We start from the raw sequence: 20,798 nt of genomic DNA, 5'->3' as shown, positions 1-20,798 counted from the left end.
ACCCTACAAAAGAGTCGCGAAAAGCTCGGTCACGTTGTAGATACATAAAAAAAATGGTTCTTCAGGGATGTCCATACATTTGCGAAATATTTAACTATGGGATCGGATTTAAAAAAGACACTAAATAAAAATCTTGCTGGTAAAGGACTGCGAAATACAAGTGTAGACCTATCTGTCTTGAAATACTATAAGCAATATGCCAAAACATATGCCGACATCCATAACGGCATTGTGGTATTGAGCGATCTGACAGCGAATTGGAGTTTTACCTTTATGGGCGAGATTGCTGAACGTTTACATTTGAGTTCACCCAAAAGAAAATTGGAGATCAACAGTATATGGGAGGATTTTCTCTTAGAGAGCGTACATCCTGAAGATCTGGCTGTAAAACATGCACTTGAACTGCAGTTTCTTGATCTGGTCAAGAAAACCGAACCGAAAGAACGTTTTCGATATCAGGCAAACAGTGTACTCCGTGTAGAAGGAAAAGATGGGCAAATTATGTTGATGTCGCATCATATTATCTATTTGGATACCCCCGGTCAAGAATTTCCCCAACTGGCATTATGCTGCTATACGCTAATGCCCGATCGAGAAGATCGTCAAAGTAAGAAGAACTATATTTTTAATCAGGTCAGCGGCGAAGTTTTTCCGCTTGACAAACAGGAGATGAAGGATGTCATGAGTGTGCGGGAAAAAGAGGTTTTACGGTGCATAAAAGCAGGCATGATTAGTAAAGATATTGCCGAGAAGCTAGCTTTGAGCGTTAATACCGTCAATCGACACCGACAGAATATTCTGCAAAAACTGCGGGTGCGCAACTCACATGAAGCGATCAGTATATACAATAAAATGTATAATCAAGATGATACTTCGCTATAGTAAAGAGTCTGCCAAAAGAGTAGCTTTTGACAGACTCTTTACTATAGCGGCTCAATTGGAATTATTTTCTTTTAGCCATTTGGTTCTACGCTGGTCTGGAAGATGTTTGATCCCAAAGTGTTCAAACTTAGCCTGGAAGCCATCACCATCTGGGGATGCACCCATCAAACCAACCATGACAGGATGATTATCTTGTAACCAGGCATTTCTCATCATCACATACTCCTTGTCATCAAAAGAATAAAAGAATTCTACAGCATCTAATCTTCGAATTGCTTTTATCCATATAAAAGGGATTTCTTTATCTATTGGTACGATGCTCCAGTCGCTGGTTCGATGAGTGACGACAGTACTCAGATTGTACTTGCCATCGACAAATTCTATTCCCGCTTTTATATAATTTTCATGATCTATACGCAGCATGATACCTGCTTGATCAAAACGATTTTTATACTTAGCCGAAATTTTGACCTTCACTTCAAATTCACCTCCTCTCTCTGTGTAGAGAAAAGGTGCGTCATCTACGGTAAATCCATAGTGTGATATTCGCCAGTAGTCGCTCTTGGGTGTGACAAACATGGAAAGGGAGTTGTTACTGACTGTCCACTCAGTAGGTTCGTTAAACCAGGTCATCTTGTCCAATTGTTGTGCGGAGGCCTGTGTGGAGAAGAAAGGAAGCAATGAAGCCGCAAAAAGTGTCTTTATTTTTTTCATTATATTCTTTTTTAGCAAGAGGTGTATTCTTTTTTTAAAGGCAAAGATATCGTCGGCATGCTGTCTTTTTCAATACTGATAAATAACCATTATATGAATAGCGGTCTTTAAATGTAATTTATTTGCAATTTAATTGCATTTAACAATATTGCTACATAGTTGCAATAATAAAAAACCTTACCTTCGTTCTATCTTTATTGTCATTGCAAGCTTATCGGAAGCAGAATTCAATAAAAATAGCACAGATACTTAATGTAAAAGCCTACATATATGGAGTTTTGGGAACGTAATTTTATAGAAAAGGGGGAGATGTGGGGAGGCAGTCCTGCTCATTCAGCACACATTGCGAAAGATCTCTTTATAGCAGAAAATATAAAGGAAATTCTTATTCCAGGCTTTGGCTATGGACGAAATGGTCATATATTTCTAGATAATGGAATAGCTGTTACGGGAATTGAATTGTCCAAGACAGCAATTGAAATCGCCCGAAAACATGTTGGAAGTCAGACGATCATACATCATGGTTCGGTCGTAGATATGCCATTTGATACCAAAAAATATGGTGGTATATTTTGTTACGCACTCATCCATCTTCTGGGAACTGAGGAGCGGGCGAAATTTATACATGACTGTTACGAGCAGCTGTCCGACGATGGTTACATGATCTTTACGACTGTGTCAAAACGGGCAAGTATTTATAGACAAGGGACTACTATAGGCACAGATCGTTTTGAAATGTTTGGAGGTGTTAGCATGTTCTTTTATGACTTGGAGTCTATTCGGTCAGAATTTGAAAAATATGGATTGATTGAAATCAAGGAAGTAGAAGAGAATTATCCTTTTTATCTGATCATTTGTAAAAAATAGAATAAACAAAATAATCATAGATGAAACTATTCTGATTTATTTAATTCACCTGCTGGAATGAAGAGGTTCGGGAGACGAAAACCTTACTTATAAGTCCATACCATAAATCTGCTAGTATCATCAGCATTTAAAATCAAATTTATAAAGATGAAAGACGATAAAAATTTTGATGTCATCGTTATTGGGGGAAGTTATGCCGGACTTTCGGCAGCAATGGCACTGGGGAGATCACTACGTCAGGTGCTCATTATTGATAGTGGTCTACCATGTAATAGACAAACACCGCATTCGCATAATTTTATAACTCATGATGGCGAAAAACCATCGGTTATTGCTAAAAAAGCTAAAGAGCAGGTATTAAATTATCCAACAGTGAGATTCCAGAAAGGACTTGCTGTAAGTGGAAAGAAAATAAGTACCGGCTTTGAAATTAGTACTGAAAATGGTGAACTATTTAGTGCAAAAAAGGTGATTTTTGCGACTGGGGTAGAAGATATCATGCCAGGTATCCAAGGTTTTTCGGCCTGTTGGGGGATTTCAGTTATCCATTGTCCATATTGCCATGGATATGAATTCAGGGGCAAGAAAACAGCAATTATGGCTAATGGTGAACGGGCTTTACATTTGGCATCTTTAGTCAACAATCTCTCCGCCGATCTGACAATATTGACTTCTGGAGAAGCAAATTTCAGTGTGGAGCAGGCTGCAAAATTGAAGAAGCACGGTGTAACTGTCATAGCAGAACAGGTTAGTAAAATTCAGCACAAAAATGGCTGGGTAGAAAAAGTGATTTTCAAGGACAACAAAGCAATAGCATTTGATGCCGTATATGCAGCAATCCCTTTTAGGCAGCATTCAAGTATTCCTGTTGCGTTGGGCTGTGAATTGACTGAACAAGGGCATATTGCCGTTGACAGTTTTCAGAAAACAACAATTAAAGGAGTTTTTGCATGCGGCGATAATACGAGTATGATGCGGTCCGTTTCCAGTGCCGTAGCAGCAGGCAATTTAGCGGGAGCAATGGTCAATAAAGAATTGGTTGAAGAAAACTTCTAATATAAACTTGCAAGATCGTAGCCACAACAAATTTAATCTCAACTTCAATCGGAAGCGATCGTGGATAGACGCTTCTGATTGAAGAACTTTTTAAGAACCATTGTGCTTGTCCAAACTTAAGCAGAAATTTTTCTCAGTAGAAGTTCGAACGGACCATGTTTAAATCTTTTGGCCCAAAGTTTACTGAAATAGTAACTGCATGCAAAATAGAGAAGCGAAATGATAAATATGAGCATCGGTGACAGTGATTTGTGTGCATTGATCTTGGCAAAGCATCCCTGATTTATCATAAATGAGAAGAAAACTAATCCGATTGTTAGATGGGAAATATAGTGTGTCAATGTCATTTGTCCCGTTTTGGCCAAATCGTTTGCAAACTTGTTCTGTGCAATAAATTTGCTGATATACATGAAAGAAGCAATTAACATTAATCCAAAGCCTATTGTACTGATTAAGAAGGGTAGAAAAGGGGGCAGATAATCTGCATTTAGAAAAAAATCAATCTCAGGAGTCATCAGATTTTTGGAAATACATTGCAACATTTGGATCAATAAGTAAAGTACTAGTCCGATAGCAAATGTTTTCCTCTGTATACTTAAATCCGACCAGTCTAGTTTTGCCAAATACATTCCGGTAATAAAATAACTCATCCAAGGGAAAACAGCATTCCAGCCGTTATAGAAAGAGTTTCGTATAAAACCAGATAAAGTCCACATATCTTTATATTCCAGCGTGTCAAAATTCCAGCCTGTTTCATAGGGAATCCAAAGAAGTAGCAGGTGGAAGATAACGGCAAAGATAATTGCTCCATAGATATATTGTTTTTTATCGCGGAAAAGGAAAAATGAGGCAATGAACATATAAAACCCGTAAAAATGTAGGATATCCGCTGGCCACCAGATAGCGAGTAATATTCCCAAAGCAAATAAAAATCCGGCCCGTTTAAGTGCAATATATTTCTGATTTAGCTGTTCTTCAGCGGTGCCAAATGCCTGTTTTTTTGTCATCAGGATTAACCCCATACCTGCTAACATAACAAATATAGTGCTTGAGTTACCACTAAAGAGGGAGAGGAATTGTCCCTGCCAACTTGTATCGTTGTGGTCTCCGAACACCATGTTAAAATTTACGATATACATCCCAAAGATTGCATACGCTCTTAGTAAGTCAAATCCTATAAATCTCGTTTTTTCTGCCATGATAATTGCTTTCAAAATGTTATGCAAATTTTGAAAGATGTGTTAACATGGCATTTGACTTAAGTCAAATAATCAGTATTTGATTTTTGCGCGGATTCTGCTTAAGGTTTCTAATGAAATGCCTAGGTAAGATGCGATATAGGTAAGGGGAACCTGTTGTATAATATTGGTTTGATTTCTCAGGAGCTGTGAATAACGCGTGGATGCATCAAGTGTATGAAAATCAAATAGTCTTTTTTCCAGCCACATGGTGTAATACTCGGTCATCAAGAGATCTAGCTCCATTAAAGCCGAAAATTGACCTTTTATACGCTGGAAAGAGCTATTATCAATTGATGATACTCTAACATCTGTGACCGCTTGTATAAACTCTTGGCTCGGCCCCTGGGTAACATAACTGCTAAACGCAACAGCGAGGTCATTTTCAAAGAGCAGTTCAGTCGTTAGCTCTTTGTTCTCGTTCAGATAAAATTTTCTTGCGATACCAGATTCGATCCAAAAGCTATATCGGCAGACCTCACCCTGATAGAGTATAAAATCACCCTTTTTATAGGTTTTTATTTTTGAGACAGCCTCGAGTGCACTGAGGGTATCCCCGTCGAGCTGTTCAATAATGCTGTTGATCTTAAGGAGATGTTCATTCATACGTTACTGATAAGCACAGCTACTATTTGGATTCTATTTAACCTGTTGAACTCCTCCAGTTCTACTTGCAGTCTCCCTGCCCCATAGTGCAATAGATTCCAATAGAGGAATAAGTGTCCTGCCAAATTCCGTAAGTTCATAATCGACCTTTAATGGCGCTTTGTCCGTGTGTACTGTCCGCGTGACCAAGCCGTCTGCTTCCAGCTCCTTCAGCTGTAGGCTCAATGTACGTTCGGTAATCATTGGACATTCTTTTCTCAACTCATTATAACGTTTTTTTTCAATTAAATGAATGAGGATGACTGCTTTCCATTTTCCGCCTATGTATTTCATTGTCAGGCTGGTACTGCATGGGTATTGTTTGTTGTCTATCAAATACATCTGTTACTATCAACTTTGACCGTTATTGCAAATATATAACACTATATTTAAGTTTGCAACTATAAAAAATATAGTTAATTTAAAATTGTATGTTATGGCATTTATAGAAACAGCAAAACAACGTTATACAACAAAAAAGTATAATTCAACAGAAAGAATTTCAGCGGACAAGATTGCTGAGCTAAAAGAAATACTTCGCCTGAGTCCATCATCCATCAATAGTCAACCCTGGAAGTTTTTCTTTATTTCAGATGGAGAGACAAAAACAAAATTAGCGGAAGCATCCTATTGGAATGCGGAGAAAATTAATGAGGCAAGTCATCTGGTAGTCTTTAGTGCTCTTAACGATGTGCAACGATTCGAGGAGCAGATCAACAGCACGCTTCCCGAGGGATCGATAAATTATTACCATCGTTTTTTAAAATCACAGGGAGATCAACATGTGCAATCCTGGATGAAGCAGCAGGTTTATCTTTCTTTGGGATTTTTTCTTGCGGCCTGTGCGTCAAATAATATTGATGCAACACCAATGGAGGGAATTGAAAATGATCGTTATGATCAAATCTTGGGGCTCGAGCAATACCATAGCTTATTTGCCGTTGCCATAGGTTATCGAAATGCGGAGGATTCAAATCAGCCTAGCATAACAGCTAAATCACGTCTGAATATGGCGGATATTATTCAGGCAATATAGTTCTTTTAATAGCAATAGGGACGGCCAAAAAACTTGGTCATCCCTATTGTTCTTTAATTTCGTTCGTAACCTCAATCGTCTTCTTTCAGCAATTAAATTTCAGCGGAATCGCACTTTTGAGACATCTTGTTACCAGATATGGTTAAGGTAGACTAATCTTTTTTCCTTGCTCAGGAAAAATATAATTTACTTTTAAGGGATTGTTTTTTAGGAGCTCCTTTTTTATGATTTCTGGATTATCTCTTGTTGGTTTTCGGTGAGTGACCACGATGTTTAATCCTTTTAAATCATTTTGTCCGATCTTATCTTTTAGTTTGTTTAACTCCTCTAATAACAGATTAGGGGTAAGATGACCGAAAAGCAGGTTTTCGGCTTGACTATTGGGAAAAGATACCTCAATTAATATGGTGCTTAATTGACCTTTCGTGATCAATGGAGCAATATTTTTCCAAAGATTGTCAAGTCTGTCAGCCTTTTCAACCCGGTCGGCACCCGTATCTCCGAGATAGAGCAGATAATGATCATGATGGCGCACCAGCACAGCACTGCTTTTATACGGATTTACATGGCTTAATTCGTATGCCGTCAGCAAGAAAGGGGTATTTTGTGCCGCAAATTCTATTCCTTCTTGCAATTCACTGTAATGATACTTTCCAAGAATTGGTTTTTGCCCCTGATCAGCAAAATTAATCCAGGTATCGTTTATAAAATAATGGTTTTGTAAAATCTGAAGTACAGGAGCAAGAGCAAAAATATTCTTTTTGCTATCTGCTGGAGAATTGATAATCAGACCGGATAGATGATCTAAATGACCATGAGAAATAAAATACCCTTTTATTTGATTATGTAGGATCGTTTCTTCTGTTCCATGGAGACTTTTCAGCTGGATGGCTTTTCGTATCCCAGTATTTATTGTACCGGCATCAAGGCAGAGAAAAGCAGTGTCCTTTGGAGCTCCAACCAGGTAGGCCGATAGATTATCCTCTTGCTCACCACCATATATACCTAGAGGGATTAAGTCGAAATGTTGCGCTTGGGAGGAAATACATATAAAGAGAGTAACAAAAGAAAGTAATATTTTTTTCATATCATATTAAACTAAAAACCCATCCTTAAACAAGGATGGGTCAAATTTACATTATTTTTTACTTATTGATTGAAACGATAACGGACGCCAAGTTGAATTCTCCAACGCGATGTTTCGTCAACACTATTTGAAAATGTACTGGTCAATGGAATCTGATTCGTCGCATCTAAATAAGGGAAAGAAAAAGTTGGTTGGCCCTGAGTGTTGAGTCCTTTGTAATTTAGTATACCATTCGCCTTATTGGCAAATTGTGCCACACCCCAATTTTTATTGATCATATTTCCAAAATTGAATACGTCGAATGTAATTTGTAATTGATGTTTTTTTCCACCAGTATTTAAGAATACATCCTGAGCAACACGGATATCAAGAGTACCGATCATTTTTCCGACCAACGCGTTGCGTTTCGCGTATTGACCCCGGTGTGCATTCAGGTAGCTGTCCTGATTGATATAACCATTCAATTGTGACCACAGTTGATCTGGTGTACGCATATCTTTGTCATTGTCACCTACCAATGCAATTTCCGCCTTATTATTTGGAATATAAATCAAATCGTTACCAGATAGACCATCATTATTTAGGTCACCCCCATAAGTATAAGAATAGCGTGGACCATCCTGCAATTGATAAAACAAGGAGAAAGTCGTTCCCAAATGATCAAAATACTCTTTCCGGTAAGAGAAGTTGGCAATAAATCTGTTTTTAACCAGGTAAGTTGAATAGGAGAGGTCCGCATTATTTGGGTTCCCAGATACATATCGATCTCGCCACATCGATTGTGCAATAGAACCTCCGTCGTTAACGGATCTTGAATCAGTATAGGTATAACCGATATTAGCAAAAAATCCACCTTTAAATTCTTTTGATAATGTTCCTGTCAGGGTATAGCTATATCCTTTTGAAGTATTGGACATGACGATCGCATCCGAAATATTTGGATTTTCAGGAGTAGGTTTCGCAGCACCATATATACGTGGTGTCGTATAACGCATACGGTTATCAGCACCAGTTAAAGCTGTACCATCTGTCGTATTTAGATTGACATTCCGGAAATAAACAGAATTGATATCCTTGGAATACATTGCTTCAAATGTACCGATGACTCCGCTTGGCAATTTTTGGTCTATGGCAAGATTTGTGCGCCATAGCTGCATAAATTTGAAGTTATTGGCCGTAACAGCAAGGTTATAGCTCGAATTATTTGCGGCTGTTTGATGATTCACATTGCGATAGGCATCCACATCTGGCGTGAAAGGGCGATTGGTGGGCTTATCTATTGTTTCAGATCCAAACATAACACCATTGTTACCAGCTTGGTTGGAGATCCATACCAACGGCGGGCGACCGGTAAAGATCCCCGAGCCACCACGTATTTGAGTTTGATTGGTTCCATTGACGTTCCAGTTGAATCCAATGCGAGGCGACCATAGAATAGTTCCCTTAGGGTATTTTGAAACATCAATTTTTTCGCCCTGATCAAAGGTCAATTTGCTGACATTATCATTTTTAAGATCACTAGGTGATGATATGTGTGTGTAATCAGCCCGTAGTCCAGCGGTGAGTTTAAAATTATTGTTTACAGCAAAGGCGTCCTGCACATACAGACCAAGCATATTGGCTGAAACCTCCGAATAGGGGAAAGACCCATCAGCCAATACAGAATATTGTACTTGGTATTTGGTTGCATTTGAAATATTGTTTTTAGCTGAATTATAAAAATCATCAAGACTGGCAAAAGTATAAGCTCCATAGTAGTTTGGTGCAAAACCATTTCTTGTTCTATAATTTTCAAAGTTAGCTCCCAGTGTGATTTCATGCTTGCCGGCATATATATTGAAGTTGTTAGTCGCTTGAAAAACTTTTGTTTTTAGACTGTTAAATGCCGTAAAGGGTTCATACCCAAAAGCAGTCATGCTACTTCCATCAGGATTCATAATGTCTACCAAAGGGAATGGCTGGCCGCCTTTAGATTCACGGTAGTCATCCATTACATTATAGCCTACGGTTAGGGAGTTGGAATATTTACTACTGATACGCGTACGCAGCTCCAGATTCACATTATCCATATTGTTGTTGATACCGTAGCCCGCTGAACTAAATGGTAGACTTATATTCGAGGGTTGTCTATTGTTTTTTGGCGCCCCACTGTTAGATGGTAGGATATCCCGATAGGAGCGGAAGTAAAAGTATTTGGCACTCAGCGTATTTTTGGAGTCGATGTTGTAATCTAATTTGATCGAAAACTTGTCACTGCGTGTATCCAAAGGATAATCTTGATAAGAGCCAGGGTTGTATCCGATAGATTTGAGATAGTTTGCTAGATCATCTAGTTTTTCGGCTGAGACAGTTGACACATTAGGGCCCGTGTTGCCTCCGCGCGAAGCGATAAAGTTTGTTCCGGGATCCACCCTTCGCTCAATTTCTCCACTAGCAAAAAAGAAAAGCTTATTTTTAATAATTGGACCGCCGACTGTAAACCCATATCCTTTGAGATTAAAATTATTGACAGGAGCTTTCAGACCCGCTGAATTATACTTATTGACAAGATCCTGATTTCTGAAATAATAGTTTAATGAACCCTGTATTTCATTTGTACCACTTCGAGTGACAGCATTGATTGCAGCCCCTGTGAAGCCATTTTGCCTCACATCGTAGGGAGCGATATTAACAGAGATCTCTTCAAAGGCATCCATATTAATCGGTTGCGAGTTCGTCTGGCTTCCAATTGTCCCCTGTAGTCCAAAAGCATTGTTAAACAATGCTCCATCAATCGTGAAGTTGTTGGCAAGATTGCTTCTTCCTGCAAATGAAGGATTACCGTATTGCATGGAGAATTGAGGCGTCAGCTTGACGAAATCTGTAAAACTCCGGTTGAGTGTGGGTAAATTCTGTATTGCCGTACGTGAGATATTCTGCGAAGCACCAGTTCGCCCTGAATTGAAGACTTTTCCCTGCCTTGTGCCCACGACAACTACTTCTTCCAAAAGCCTATCATTGGCGATCATCTGAATATCAAGGGTTGAACTTTGTCCCAATGCCAGTTTTTCTACTTGCTTGACATTTGGTGTATGACCTAAATAAGTTACAGTGATTTGATAAGGACCACCGATACGCATATTCGGAAGGTTATAACGGCCATCGTTACGTGATGAAGTCGTGTATTTTGTCCCAGATGGTAAATGGATAGCCTCAATTGTTGCGCCATTGATAGGAGTGTTCCCCTCTCTGACTGTTCCATTTAGGGCAGAGGTAGTTTCATTTTGCGCATAGGTAATCGATGTACCAATTGTACTTAGCAAAATGCTGGTAATCAAATGTTTTCTCATTTGTTTATTAGCTGTTTAAATGACTAGGTGATTTTTTAAACCGCGGTAAAGGTAGTGCTGTATTATTGATCTTAGGTTAAGTAATTATTATTTAAATGTTTTGGAGGATGCTGCTAAAAGCCGATTTTTCCATCGCGATATAGGTTGACCGCTGAATTTAAAATAGTTCTAATGGTCTCCAGTGGAAGATCCTCATTTGGATTGACAGGAAATACCTTCATCCGTGAACGTGTTCCGGTTTCGAGCTCAGGATAATCCAGATATTTTCCTTCTACCATCAGCAGATAAGGATGTTTTGTTTTTTTGTCAGTCCACAGGTAACAAAATGCTTTGTTCTTATAGCAAAAACAAGGCATCCCATATTTTACCGTTTCCCTGATTTCTGTATCCTGCTGAAGAATAATATGCTTTAGTGCCAACAGGCAGCTCTTATTGGGTTCTTCCTGGCTTAAATAAAACTGGTTGATTTCTTGCATATTGATAGATTTTTGAACTGCTTTTTTCCAAACGGATTAATTTTTATTGATTGGTTTACCGTTTAGACAAAGATACATTACACCTGACTTTTTTATCGTATCCTGCACTGTTTTTTTGAGAGTTTTGTATCTTCAGATCCATTAGTTTATAGTAAGTCATGAATCCATTAATCCAGCAGTTCAGAAGATATGGGCATCTCAATGAAGCGGCCGAAGAGGAGATCGAACAAAGGATCAACTATTTTTCGAAGCGTAAGGGAGAACATTTTCTAAAAGAAGGCCAGCATGTATCCAGTTATTTTGTACTAAGTAAAGGTCTGATTCGTGCCTATTTCTTTAAAAATGGGCGGGAACTCAACAGCTGGTTTGGTGAAGAAAATCAAATTTTTGGATCGATATTACCTGTATATACAGAAAAACCTTCCTTTGAGAATATTCAGTTTCTTGAAGATTCGGAGGTCTATGCAATTGCTGTGGATGATCTGAATGAACTCTATCGTGAATATCCAGAGTTAAACCTTATCGGAAGAAAAATTGCGGAGGAAGTATGCATTGTCTTAGAAGAACGTATTATCTCATTGCACACCGAATCTGCTATAGAACGCTACCAATCGCTGATTAAGTTGCAACCAAATTTGTTAAATCGAGTCAATCTTGGTCACATTGCATCCTATTTGGGAATTACACAGGAGACTTTGAGTCGTATCAGACGTTAACGAACGATTTTGATATAGATCAAAAAATGCAGTCAATCAAGTCACTACTTTTGTAGTGGATCATTTAAATAATTGAAAATGAATTGGATTGCATTAATTATCGCTGGTATTTTTGAAATTGGTTGGCCTTTAGGATTGAAGATGGCACAACAGCCAGATGGCAATAAATTTGGTTGGATTATATTCGCTATTGTCTCGATGACTATCAGTGGAGCACTATTGTTTTATGCGCAAAAGGCTATCCCAATCGGTACAGCCTATGCGGTTTGGACTGGTCTAGGTGCCGTAGGTACATTGTTGGTCGGGATATTCTTCTTCGGCGATTCGGCAAACGTCTTTAGACTTTTGTCGGCCACGTTAATTGTGGCGGGTATTGTAGGCTTAAAGATATTTTAATACAATCAAGGGATTTTGATATCGCTTTGCATATAAAAAGGAGTGATATCAGAATCCTTTCTCTTTATGAGAAAAACTAACGCGTTATAGTTTCCATATGCTGCTTGATTTTGAATAAATCATATTTTTTTGTCTAAAAAATCAATAATTTAGTTTAAAATCTGCTATAAAAGAGGATGTTGGGATGATTTTTGTTGCGTACATAAATTATGAGGCAGGAATTGGCAGATAAGATTGCATTGTATAGTAAACGGTACGGCTTGTTTATGCATCCCGACTATGTGAGCTTTGCCCGCGATACAACAAGACTGTTGATTCGTAACGAATGCCTGCGAGTAGGGGATATAAAAATATATCAGGACTATGTGGCCTCCCATTATCCCGAAGATCTCCCTTGGGAAATGAAACAATATCAAGAAGCGGCTAAAGCTTTGATAAAAATGGATAAGGTAGCCGCCATAGCTTGGGTCACAACAAATCAAATTAATCTTTTCGAATCTGATATTTTTATTGATGATGAAGACGCGATTTTACGTCCGATCCAGTTTAAGAACGATGATGTGTTGCGTTACAATTTTAATACATTGGAAGAACTGATTTATAACCATCAATTACCCGATGACTTATTTCGCAAACACAGGGCGTACTTCTGGATAGATGCCCGTATCGATTTGCGATAATAGTTGCGACAGGCAAGAGAGCAGTCTATAATGGCACTTTCCAAAAGCATTTTTTTTATTTAATATTTGTAGAAGCCACGATTTTGGTGACTCTCTAATTCTTAACGTGGGTGGAATTTAATTCGATACATTAGTATTTAATAAATATTTTATTTCTTTTGTTTTTGTATTTTAATTCTGAAATGTAGATGCTGTATTGAATAATGCTGTAATCAGATATCAATGAATAATATAAAAACCCGTAAGCATCAGATTGCTGTATACGGCAGACAGTGTATTGTCCAACAGTTCACTCGTCAAATCGTATCCCAGGCATTAATCCTGATTCTACCTAAGAAATCGATTGGTCAATTTCAATTTTTGTCTGTGCGGCTACGGGAGAGGCAATTGCAAAGAAAAGTAATATGTTAATTAATGATTTGCTTGTGTTCATGTACTTAGAGATCGGTTTAGTTTATATAGAGCATATAATTCCGGAATTGTTTGAAAATTTAAAGGTCCTTCGTTCATACAAAAACGAAGGACCTTTTTTTGAAAGCTATATGTAGAGGCTCTTATAATTGTTTTATCTTTAGATTTCTAAAGGATGCACCCCTTGACCAATCTTGAAGAGCGAGCTTGCCACTAATATGTTGACCGAATTCCGGAAAATCTTTGAAAGTACTATGTTTTACCAGATCCTTCCATTTTTGCGAATTGAAATCCATTTCCGCTGTGACTGTACCATTCAGATAAAAGGTTATTTTACCGTCTTTTTGTACAATGCTTGATTGGTTCCAATCATCTTTAGCTTTGGTGCTGACAAAATTTTGTTGAGGCAAAAACATGTAAAGACAACCTGCACGTTTCAATGGTTTGTCAAAGTCTGGGTGCGAATCTGCTAGTAATTGATATTCAGGGCCTGAGTGATAAGTCGCGTTGATATTCGGCTGTTCTTGTACATTGACGAAAACGCCACTGTTGCCTTCCTTTTCCAGTTTCCATTCAAATTTGAACTCATAATTCTTATAGTCAGTGTTGGACACAAGATCATATTTTTGACTTTCGTTGTTTGGATCGCAATAGATTGTACCATTCCGCACCAACCAGGCAGTTGGTGCTTTTTTCTCATTGTTGTAGGTATGCCAATTGTTCAGGGTAGTGCCGTCAAATAGGAGCTGCCAGCCTTCTTTTTGTTCTTCCTCAGTCAACGTATTTGGAGCACTCACCTCCTTATTACACGAATAAAATAGACAGCTGATACAGGCAGCCACTGCAATTTTTTTGAATAGGTTTAAGTTTATCATTGTTTAAAGTTTGTCGTATATGATTGTTTTTAGGGTCTTGATATACTAAAATAAATTTTAATGTTTGCTTTCCATTATAAATACAGGCTCTTATGCAAATTTGTTACACGGGAAGCCGATGTAGCGAACTACTTTTCAGCGGAAATAATCAACATCATCGGCCTTCTCAATTCATCACCCATTGCCGGAAAATTTTCGAGCATTTCTGTACTGGGTTCAGGTTCAACACAAGCGTTTATTTTAAATCCACTTTGTACAATGCTACGGAGATAAGAAGTAATTGTTCTATGGTATTTCAGAACTGTATTTCCCAAAAATGTTGTCTCTCTGGCCCCCATGAGAAAATAGTTGTCTACAGGCCAATAGAGTTTGTCTCCATCTTTGTTGTAGATCCAATCTTGGTTGCCCTGCGCGGTAAAAACAGGATGCTCTATCGAGAATAAAAATTTCCCTCCCGGTTGGAGCCAATTGTAAATATTTCGACAGAGCATATCAAAGTCTTTTATGTAATGAAATGCCAAAGAACTGATCACTAGATTAAATTGTCCGGATCTGAAAGTAAGCTCTTCAATTGCATTTCGTTGATATTCGATTCCTTCCAGTTTATTGATCTCGTTGGCCTTCTCCAACATTTTTTCGGATAGATCTACGCCAATAACAGATTTTGCACCATTTTCAATCACATATCGACAATGCCAGCCATATCCACAGCCTAAATCGAGCACAGTACTGTTCTTCAGGTTTGGCAAGAGCTTTTGGAATTCGTGCCATTCGCCAGCTCCCAATAAGCCTTTCTGTGATCGATACATTTTGCTATATTCTTCGAAAAATTTTGGATCGTCGTATTTATTTTCTTGCATCTAATTATTACGGGTTAAGTTCATTCCCTATTCTTGATTGCCTAATTTACAGATTATTCATGTTTTTTGTTTTTGTTACGCTTATTTTTTGCGTATTAATACTATTTGTTTCTAAATTAAGGGCATGGTTGATAAAAGTTTTATGACAAGTTTTGGTGAATTTGAACGCACCGAAGGTCCAGAGGAGACATCCGTTTGGTCTATTCGGATTGTTGTGGACAACCGTTTTTTTGATGGAGAAATTCCGCTATATATACTGACCAGAGCAGAAAAGCCGAGTGTTAGTATGTTAAGGCGTGCCGAAGCTATTCTCGGAAATATGGAGAGTTACCTTGAAACTGGAATATCCTTTTTGAAAAGAACATTGACCGAACAAGCTGATGATTTCAAAATAAGCGATAGGGAAAGGGAGTATTTAGTGAGGGAGATCGAAGTGTTTCCAGTGGATTTCCCCGAAGTTATTCTTTACGACGACGAGGAGGAATGGGTGCTGCGTTTTGCGGAAGGTTTATTTAGCATTTGTGACCCCTATGGTATCAATATAAATTTTTCGTCAGATAAGCCAATCTCATTAGACAACTTAGAAGATAGTGAGGAAATCTAATTTTTCTTAGTGATTGACCAATTCTCACCCGATAAAAACGCCGTATTGGTCATCAATCAATCAATCAATCAATCAATCAATCAATCAATCAATCAATCAATCAATCAATCAATCAGCCGTTGACAGGGACTGTATCCCTCATTTTGGATAGCTCATATCACAAATCAATTCTCATTTTGATAAAATAACCCTGTCATTTTGATAGGATCTAGCTATTTTGATTTTAGTCTTTTCTTTTTAAATCTATTGTCTTTTAGTGTTTTACATTGTTCGTGAAAACTGTGGAATATTGTTTGGCATATAGGGGCAACGTATATAAAAATGAAGATGATTAGAAAAATAAAAGAATCGGCACAGAGCCCGCCCACATTGAAGCTGATATACCGACCGCGGATGATATAACATCTCTGAGAATGAAAATAATAGTTTACGAATTTTTAATAATCCACACCAAAGTGAAAACACTAGTACTATAATAACTGGATTACTTTGCTTTTAGTTATTCTTTAAAATGTGATGGATTCCTTTGAGAAAAATTAAGAAAATACAAGGTAGAACAACACTTAAGTTAACGTTAGCCATGAAAGATTTAAAAGAAAATCAGGAGCAGCAGTCGCCCCGGAAATTGTCTATGGATCGCATAGCGAAGGTCGTGATGATCATCTTGATCCTTACCATGATCTATCAGCTGTATCTCGGTTAAATTTTGAAAAAACAATCGTGATATCAACTTTTGGCGACAGGATATAGTCGGAGTAGCTATTATGTCGAGTATATAATGGACTGCAGTCCTTCGCAGGAATAAAACGAATCTAGATGATAGAAGAATGGCAGTGATGGGAAAATAAATGCCAAAGAGTAGCTATACGAATAGAATAAATGACAATCAAAAATTAAATAAATGAAGAAATTAACCCTGTTGACCTCCCTCGTACTTGGGTCAACAACATCAATATTCGCACAGGAAGACACAACGAAAAATAATCCGCTTTCATTCAACGGGTATGTGGAAGCTTATTATATGCGGGATTTCAATAACCCTCTTGGAAATACACGTCCACCTTTTGTTTACAGCCATAACAGGAACAATGAAGTGAATATTAATCTGGCCTTGCTAAAAGCTAGCTATAATACTGAAAACACGCGGGCTAATGTAACCTTGGCAACGGGTACCTACATGAATGCCAACTATGCTGCGGAGCCTGGAGTATTGAAGAATATCTATGAAGCCAATGCCGGTGTACGCATCTCAAAGAAGCATAATTTATGGATCGACGCCGGTATTTTCTCTTCCCATTTGGGTTTTGAAAGTGCCATTGGAAAGGACAATTGGACATTAACAAGGAGCCTTTTTGCCGATAATTCGCCCTATTTTGAAACTGGCGCAAAAATATCTTACACCTCTGCATCTGGAAAATTATTTCTTAGCGGACTTGTATTAAACGGTTGGCAACGTATACAGCGTGTCGATGGCAATAGTTTGCCTGCCTTCGGACATCAGCTAGTATATAAGCCGACCGATAATTTAACGATCAATAGTGGATCTTTTATAGGTAGTGATAAAGCGGATAGTGTCAGACAGATGCGCTATTTTCATAATTTATATGCTATTTACCAGTTAAATAAACAGGTCGGATTCACAGTAGGTTTTGACATCGGTGCAGAGCAAAAGGAAAAAGGGAGCAGCAAATACAATGTCTGGTATACCCCGGTATTAATTGCACGTTATGCAGGATCCGATAAATTCAGCCTTACTGCTAGGGGCGAATACTATCAGGATAAAAAGGGAGTCATCATCTCTACCGATGCAAAAAATGGGTTCCAAACATTTGGCTATTCTCTAAATGCTGATTATGCAATTCTCCCCAATGTACTTTGGCGGACAGAAATACGTAATCTGACCAATAAAGAAGCAGTTTTCCTAAATCGGAATAATAGTTTGGTAAAAAATAGCACAACAGCTGTTATGGCACTGACTGTTAGTTTCTAAATAAAAAAACAAACCTTGCTGTTGGATCAATAGTCAACAGCAAGGTTACCGAAACGATACGCAAAAAATGCTGTACTCCATTTTTAGGTGTATAGTTCTGTCTCAGGTGTAGGAACGGATTAATGTATCTATTAATTGTTGACCAATGCCATCGCGCCATCACTATAACGAGCGCCTACATTCGGGTATTTCCGAAGTATTTCTTCGATGGCGTTTAGATCTGAATCTGACAATTGTACTTCGATAGCACCTGCATTTTCTTCTAGATACTTTCTTTTTTTCGTACCTGGAATTGGAATGATGTCATTCCCTTGAGCGAGCACCCAAGCCAGCGCCAATTGTATTGGCGAACATTGTTTATCTTGAGCTAAGAGCGCGAATTCAGCAATCAAACGAGCGTTATTCTCCGCATGTTCTCCCTGATTACGAGGAAGTGTCCTTCTGAAATCGTCTGCTGCCAGACTATCCAAATTTAAGGTATTGGAAAACAAACCTCTGGCAAGTGGTGAATAAGGGATTAAACTGATACCGAGATTACGTACAGTCTGTAGTATTTCTTTTTCTACATCACGTGTTAGCAGAGAATATTCACTTTGCAGTGCTGCAATGGGATGAACCGCATTGGCTTTGATGATCGAAGCCGGCGAAGCCTCACTCAGTCCAAGATATCTTACTTTTCCTTCTTTGACCAATTCCGCCATAGCGCCTACAGTATCTTCGATCGGGATATTCGGATCCACCCGATGTGCATAATACAGATCTATGGTATCGATACGAAGTCTTCTGAGACTATTTTCTACGGCGATTTTTATCCAGGCAGGTGATCCGTCAAAATAGGTGTTTGCGGTGCCGCTTGGTCCCGCCTGTTCATCTTTGAAACGAAAGCCAAATTTGGTTGCAATAAATACCTTATCACGATTGGGAACCAGAACTTTTGAGATTAATTCTTCGTTGGCACCATTACCGTACATGTCCGCTGTATCCCAGAAGTTTACGCCAAGATCCAATGCCCTTTCAAGTGTAGCAATACTCTCTTTTTCGTCTGTAGGTCCATAGGCAAAACTCATTCCCATGCAACCTAATCCGATAGCAGATAACTGTTCGTTTGTTGTTCCGAGATTTCTATATTTCATAACTGTTATATTTTGTTCAATACAAAAGTAGCGAAGGTATCCTGTGTCTTACTTAAGACAATCAAACAGATAATTATATTATTCAAACAGTCGTCATCCGTAATTGGTTTGGTGACATTCCGGTATGTTTTTTGAAAAAGTTCGTAAAATAAGAAGGGTATTCAAAGCCTAATTTATAGGCGATATCAGCGATATTCCAATTGGTATGCAACAGCAATGCCCGCGCTTCCTGCGCAATGCGGCTGGCGATATGTGCGCTTGTGGTTTTACCTGTTGTTTCTTTTACAGAACGGTTTAGGTGATTGATATGCACCGAAAGGGCATGGGCATAATCCCCGGGGCTTTTCAGTTGCAAACCAGTATCCAATGTGTTTACTGGGAATTGACGTTCCAGGAGTTCCAAAAATAGACTCGATACCCGGGTAGATGCGTTGGTATATGCACCAAACTCCTGAGCAGGGATTGACTTCATTGTCTCATGGATCAATAGATGTAGGTAGCTGCGCAAGACATCATCTTTATGCGCATAATCTGAATTCATCTCAGACAACATTTTTTTGAAAATTGTTGAGATTTCATCCAGTTGTTCTGTATTTGGAAAATAAATTGGGTTGCTCCCAATTTTAAAAAGGGGAGAATCCTTTAAACTCTCTATGCGTTCACTATGTTGAATAAATTCTTCCGTAAAGACACAATACCACCCAGATTGTGCCGTAGATTCCGGTTCCCAGGCGTAAGGTACAACCGGATTGGCAAATAACATCGCAGGTCGATCGATCTGTATCCATTTATCAGCATAATATAATTTGCCCCGACCTATAATCAATGATGTTTTATAAAAATCACGGCGGTTATAAGGGGAGACCACAGTACAGGATTCTCGGCTAAACACATTGAAGTGCCCAATACCTGTATTATTAAGTGGTAAGTCTACGTTCGCAAAGCCCGGTTGTCTTTTGTAGAAATCTGTTACACTTTCAGCTGAGTTCATAATACTAAATTATAAAATTCGTTTTACAATCCATGGTCATTTACAGTTCAATTTTCCCTGAGGTATTGCCAATAAATCCGATGTACCTCAGGTAAATAGGAGGAGTGTGCCTCTATAAACAACTCGCAGCTTATAGAAGGGGTAAAATTGTGTCAAAATTTAGGAAGTACAAAAAACTTTTTGGCGCAGTTTTACCCCTATGATTTATTGAATTACATTTTTTTTCTGTGAAAAATGTATCTATTGCTTTTAATCGCATGAGTTGCCGCTTTGGTTTCTCGAGGTAGAATTTAGGGGGAAACGAAATCCCTTAAGGGAAAAACAAATTTCCGTCAGGGAATCTCGTGTCTCCTAAGTGAAAACGAAATCTGCTTGTATTTCCTTTGGAATTTTCATTAGATTCGAAAAATAATCTCAAATAAAGAGACCCAACAACAAGCTACTATGATTAAAATATACCATAATAAACAATGCAGCAAGAGTTGTGCTGCACTGGATTTTTTGCAACAGCATACCATTGAGCTTCAGGTGCAAGAGTATCTTGAAGAAGTACCTAGTAAAGCTGAGCTTATTGAAATATTGTCACAACTCGGACTTCGACCATTAGCGCTTATTCGAAAAAATGAAGCCTTATTCCTCGAAAAATTTCAACATCTTCAATTGACGGATGAGGAGTGGGTTGAAGTGATGCTGCAAAACCCCATTCTGATTGAACGGCCTATTGTTATTAAAGACGGTAAAGCGGTTATCGGACGCCCATTGGAAAGAGTAATAGACCTCTTTTCGCCGCACTCATCCTAATGGTTCGATAA

At 38.4% G+C, this 20,798-nt stretch carries 22 protein-coding genes; 11 read left to right on the top strand and 11 right to left on the bottom strand.

The genetic code is table 11. The annotated features are described in order from the left end of the window. Positions 1–96 precede the first annotated feature (96 nt). Positions 97–882 carry a LuxR family transcriptional regulator gene (locus tag OGI71_RS10070; protein WP_282255302.1) on the top strand — a complete coding sequence of 262 codons (786 nt, stop codon included), beginning with the start codon at positions 97–99 and terminating at the stop codon, positions 880–882. A 51-nt stretch (positions 883–933) separates the two neighbouring features. Here OGI71_RS10070 and OGI71_RS10065 read toward each other — a convergent pair whose 3' ends face one another. Continuing rightward, positions 934–1,596 (bottom strand): DUF1349 domain-containing protein, encoded by a 663-nt coding sequence (locus OGI71_RS10065; RefSeq protein ID WP_282255301.1) that lies wholly within the window; start codon positions 1,594–1,596, stop codon positions 934–936. A gap of 270 nt (positions 1,597–1,866) precedes the next feature. Here OGI71_RS10065 and OGI71_RS10060 point away from each other — a divergent pair, with 270 nt between their 5' ends. Then, on the top strand, positions 1,867–2,463 hold the full coding sequence (locus OGI71_RS10060) for a class I SAM-dependent methyltransferase (RefSeq protein WP_282255300.1): 597 nt from the start codon (positions 1,867–1,869) through the stop codon (positions 2,461–2,463). A gap of 147 nt (positions 2,464–2,610) precedes the next feature. Further along, complete coding sequence (locus OGI71_RS10055) at positions 2,611–3,519, top strand: NAD(P)/FAD-dependent oxidoreductase (RefSeq protein ID WP_282255299.1); 909 nt, start codon at positions 2,611–2,613, stop codon at positions 3,517–3,519. 116 nt (positions 3,520–3,635) lie between these two features. Here the strand turns inward: OGI71_RS10055 and OGI71_RS10050 are convergent, their stop codons facing one another. The 3 genes from OGI71_RS10050 to OGI71_RS10040 form a co-directional block, all read right to left on the bottom strand. Then, positions 3,636–4,718 (bottom strand): DUF418 domain-containing protein, encoded by a 1,083-nt coding sequence (locus tag OGI71_RS10050; RefSeq protein ID WP_282255297.1) that lies wholly within the window; start codon positions 4,716–4,718, stop codon positions 3,636–3,638. Between the two features lie 72 nt (positions 4,719–4,790). Continuing rightward, positions 4,791–5,363, bottom strand: coding sequence for a Crp/Fnr family transcriptional regulator (locus OGI71_RS10045; RefSeq protein WP_282255296.1), 573 nt, complete (start codon positions 5,361–5,363; stop codon positions 4,791–4,793). 33 nt (positions 5,364–5,396) lie between these two features. Continuing rightward, entirely contained in the window at positions 5,397–5,696 is a 300-nt protein-coding gene (locus OGI71_RS10040) for a winged helix-turn-helix transcriptional regulator (RefSeq protein WP_223579086.1), read from the bottom strand. A 142-nt stretch (positions 5,697–5,838) separates the two neighbouring features. Between OGI71_RS10040 and OGI71_RS10035 the strand changes: the two genes are divergently transcribed. Continuing rightward, the gene (locus OGI71_RS10035; RefSeq protein WP_282255295.1) at positions 5,839–6,438 is read left to right on the top strand and encodes a nitroreductase family protein; all 600 of its coding nucleotides are present in this window, start codon (positions 5,839–5,841) and stop codon (positions 6,436–6,438) included. Positions 6,439–6,580: 142 nt separating this feature from the next. On the opposite strand, the gene OGI71_RS10030 is transcribed toward OGI71_RS10035, so the two are convergent. From OGI71_RS10030 to OGI71_RS10020, 3 genes are all read right to left on the bottom strand, one after another. Then, a complete protein-coding gene (locus OGI71_RS10030) occupies positions 6,581–7,525 on the bottom strand; it encodes a 3',5'-cyclic-nucleotide phosphodiesterase (RefSeq protein WP_282255294.1) in 945 nt (314 codons plus the stop codon). Between the two features lie 62 nt (positions 7,526–7,587). Next, the gene (locus OGI71_RS10025; protein ID WP_282255293.1) at positions 7,588–10,854 is read right to left on the bottom strand and encodes a carboxypeptidase regulatory-like domain-containing protein; all 3,267 of its coding nucleotides are present in this window, start codon (positions 10,852–10,854) and stop codon (positions 7,588–7,590) included. 113 nt (positions 10,855–10,967) lie between these two features. Beyond that, a complete protein-coding gene (locus tag OGI71_RS10020) occupies positions 10,968–11,330 on the bottom strand; it encodes a DUF1801 domain-containing protein (RefSeq protein WP_282255292.1) in 363 nt (120 codons plus the stop codon). Between the two features lie 158 nt (positions 11,331–11,488). Between OGI71_RS10020 and OGI71_RS10015 the strand changes: the two genes are divergently transcribed. From OGI71_RS10015 to OGI71_RS10005, 3 genes are all read left to right on the top strand, one after another. Then, entirely contained in the window at positions 11,489–12,046 is a 558-nt protein-coding gene (locus OGI71_RS10015; protein WP_282255291.1) for a Crp/Fnr family transcriptional regulator, read from the top strand. A 78-nt stretch (positions 12,047–12,124) separates the two neighbouring features. Beyond that, the gene (locus OGI71_RS10010) at positions 12,125–12,442 is read left to right on the top strand and encodes an SMR family transporter (protein ID WP_282255290.1); all 318 of its coding nucleotides are present in this window, start codon (positions 12,125–12,127) and stop codon (positions 12,440–12,442) included. A 209-nt stretch (positions 12,443–12,651) separates the two neighbouring features. Continuing rightward, entirely contained in the window at positions 12,652–13,122 is a 471-nt protein-coding gene (locus OGI71_RS10005; RefSeq protein ID WP_282255289.1) for a hypothetical protein, read from the top strand. 554 nt (positions 13,123–13,676) lie between these two features. Here the strand turns inward: OGI71_RS10005 and OGI71_RS10000 are convergent. Both OGI71_RS10000 and OGI71_RS09995 read right to left on the bottom strand, forming a co-directional pair. After that, on the bottom strand, positions 13,677–14,408 hold the full coding sequence (locus tag OGI71_RS10000; protein ID WP_282255288.1) for a DUF1080 domain-containing protein: 732 nt from the start codon (positions 14,406–14,408) through the stop codon (positions 13,677–13,679). A 128-nt stretch (positions 14,409–14,536) separates the two neighbouring features. Beyond that, the gene (locus OGI71_RS09995) at positions 14,537–15,268 is read right to left on the bottom strand and encodes a class I SAM-dependent methyltransferase (RefSeq protein ID WP_282255286.1); all 732 of its coding nucleotides are present in this window, start codon (positions 15,266–15,268) and stop codon (positions 14,537–14,539) included. Positions 15,269–15,392: 124 nt separating this feature from the next. Here OGI71_RS09995 and OGI71_RS09990 point away from each other — a divergent pair, with 124 nt between their 5' ends. The 3 genes from OGI71_RS09990 (at position 15,393) to OGI71_RS09980 (ending at position 17,862) form a co-directional block, all read left to right on the top strand. Beyond that, on the top strand, positions 15,393–15,872 hold the full coding sequence (locus tag OGI71_RS09990) for a hypothetical protein (RefSeq protein WP_282255285.1): 480 nt from the start codon (positions 15,393–15,395) through the stop codon (positions 15,870–15,872). Between the two features lie 580 nt (positions 15,873–16,452). Next, a complete protein-coding gene (locus OGI71_RS09985) occupies positions 16,453–16,575 on the top strand; it encodes a hypothetical protein (RefSeq protein WP_282255284.1) in 123 nt (40 codons plus the stop codon). Between the two features lie 198 nt (positions 16,576–16,773). Beyond that, positions 16,774–17,862, top strand: a complete 1,089-nt coding sequence (locus OGI71_RS09980) for a porin (protein ID WP_282255283.1) — start codon at positions 16,774–16,776, stop codon at positions 17,860–17,862. Between the two features lie 131 nt (positions 17,863–17,993). Here OGI71_RS09980 and OGI71_RS09975 read toward each other — a convergent pair whose 3' ends face one another. Together OGI71_RS09975 and OGI71_RS09970 are read right to left on the bottom strand one after the other, a co-directional pair. After that, positions 17,994–18,995: an aldo/keto reductase gene (locus tag OGI71_RS09975; protein ID WP_282255282.1), complete on the bottom strand. Its 1,002-nt coding sequence runs from the start codon at positions 18,993–18,995 to the stop codon at positions 17,994–17,996. 82 nt (positions 18,996–19,077) lie between these two features. Further along, the gene (locus tag OGI71_RS09970) at positions 19,078–19,986 is read right to left on the bottom strand and encodes a helix-turn-helix domain-containing protein (RefSeq protein ID WP_282255281.1); all 909 of its coding nucleotides are present in this window, start codon (positions 19,984–19,986) and stop codon (positions 19,078–19,080) included. Between the two features lie 444 nt (positions 19,987–20,430). On the opposite strand from OGI71_RS09970, the gene arsC reads away from it, so the two are divergent. Continuing rightward, a complete protein-coding gene (gene arsC, locus OGI71_RS09965) occupies positions 20,431–20,787 on the top strand; it encodes an arsenate reductase (glutaredoxin) (RefSeq protein ID WP_282255280.1) in 357 nt (118 codons plus the stop codon). Positions 20,788–20,798: the final 11 nt, after the last annotated feature.

This window comes from Sphingobacterium sp. ML3W, from assembly GCF_029542085.1.
Taxonomy (GTDB): Bacteria; Bacteroidota; Bacteroidia; order Sphingobacteriales; family Sphingobacteriaceae; genus Sphingobacterium.
This window is presented reverse-complemented; position numbering and strand designations above follow the sequence as displayed.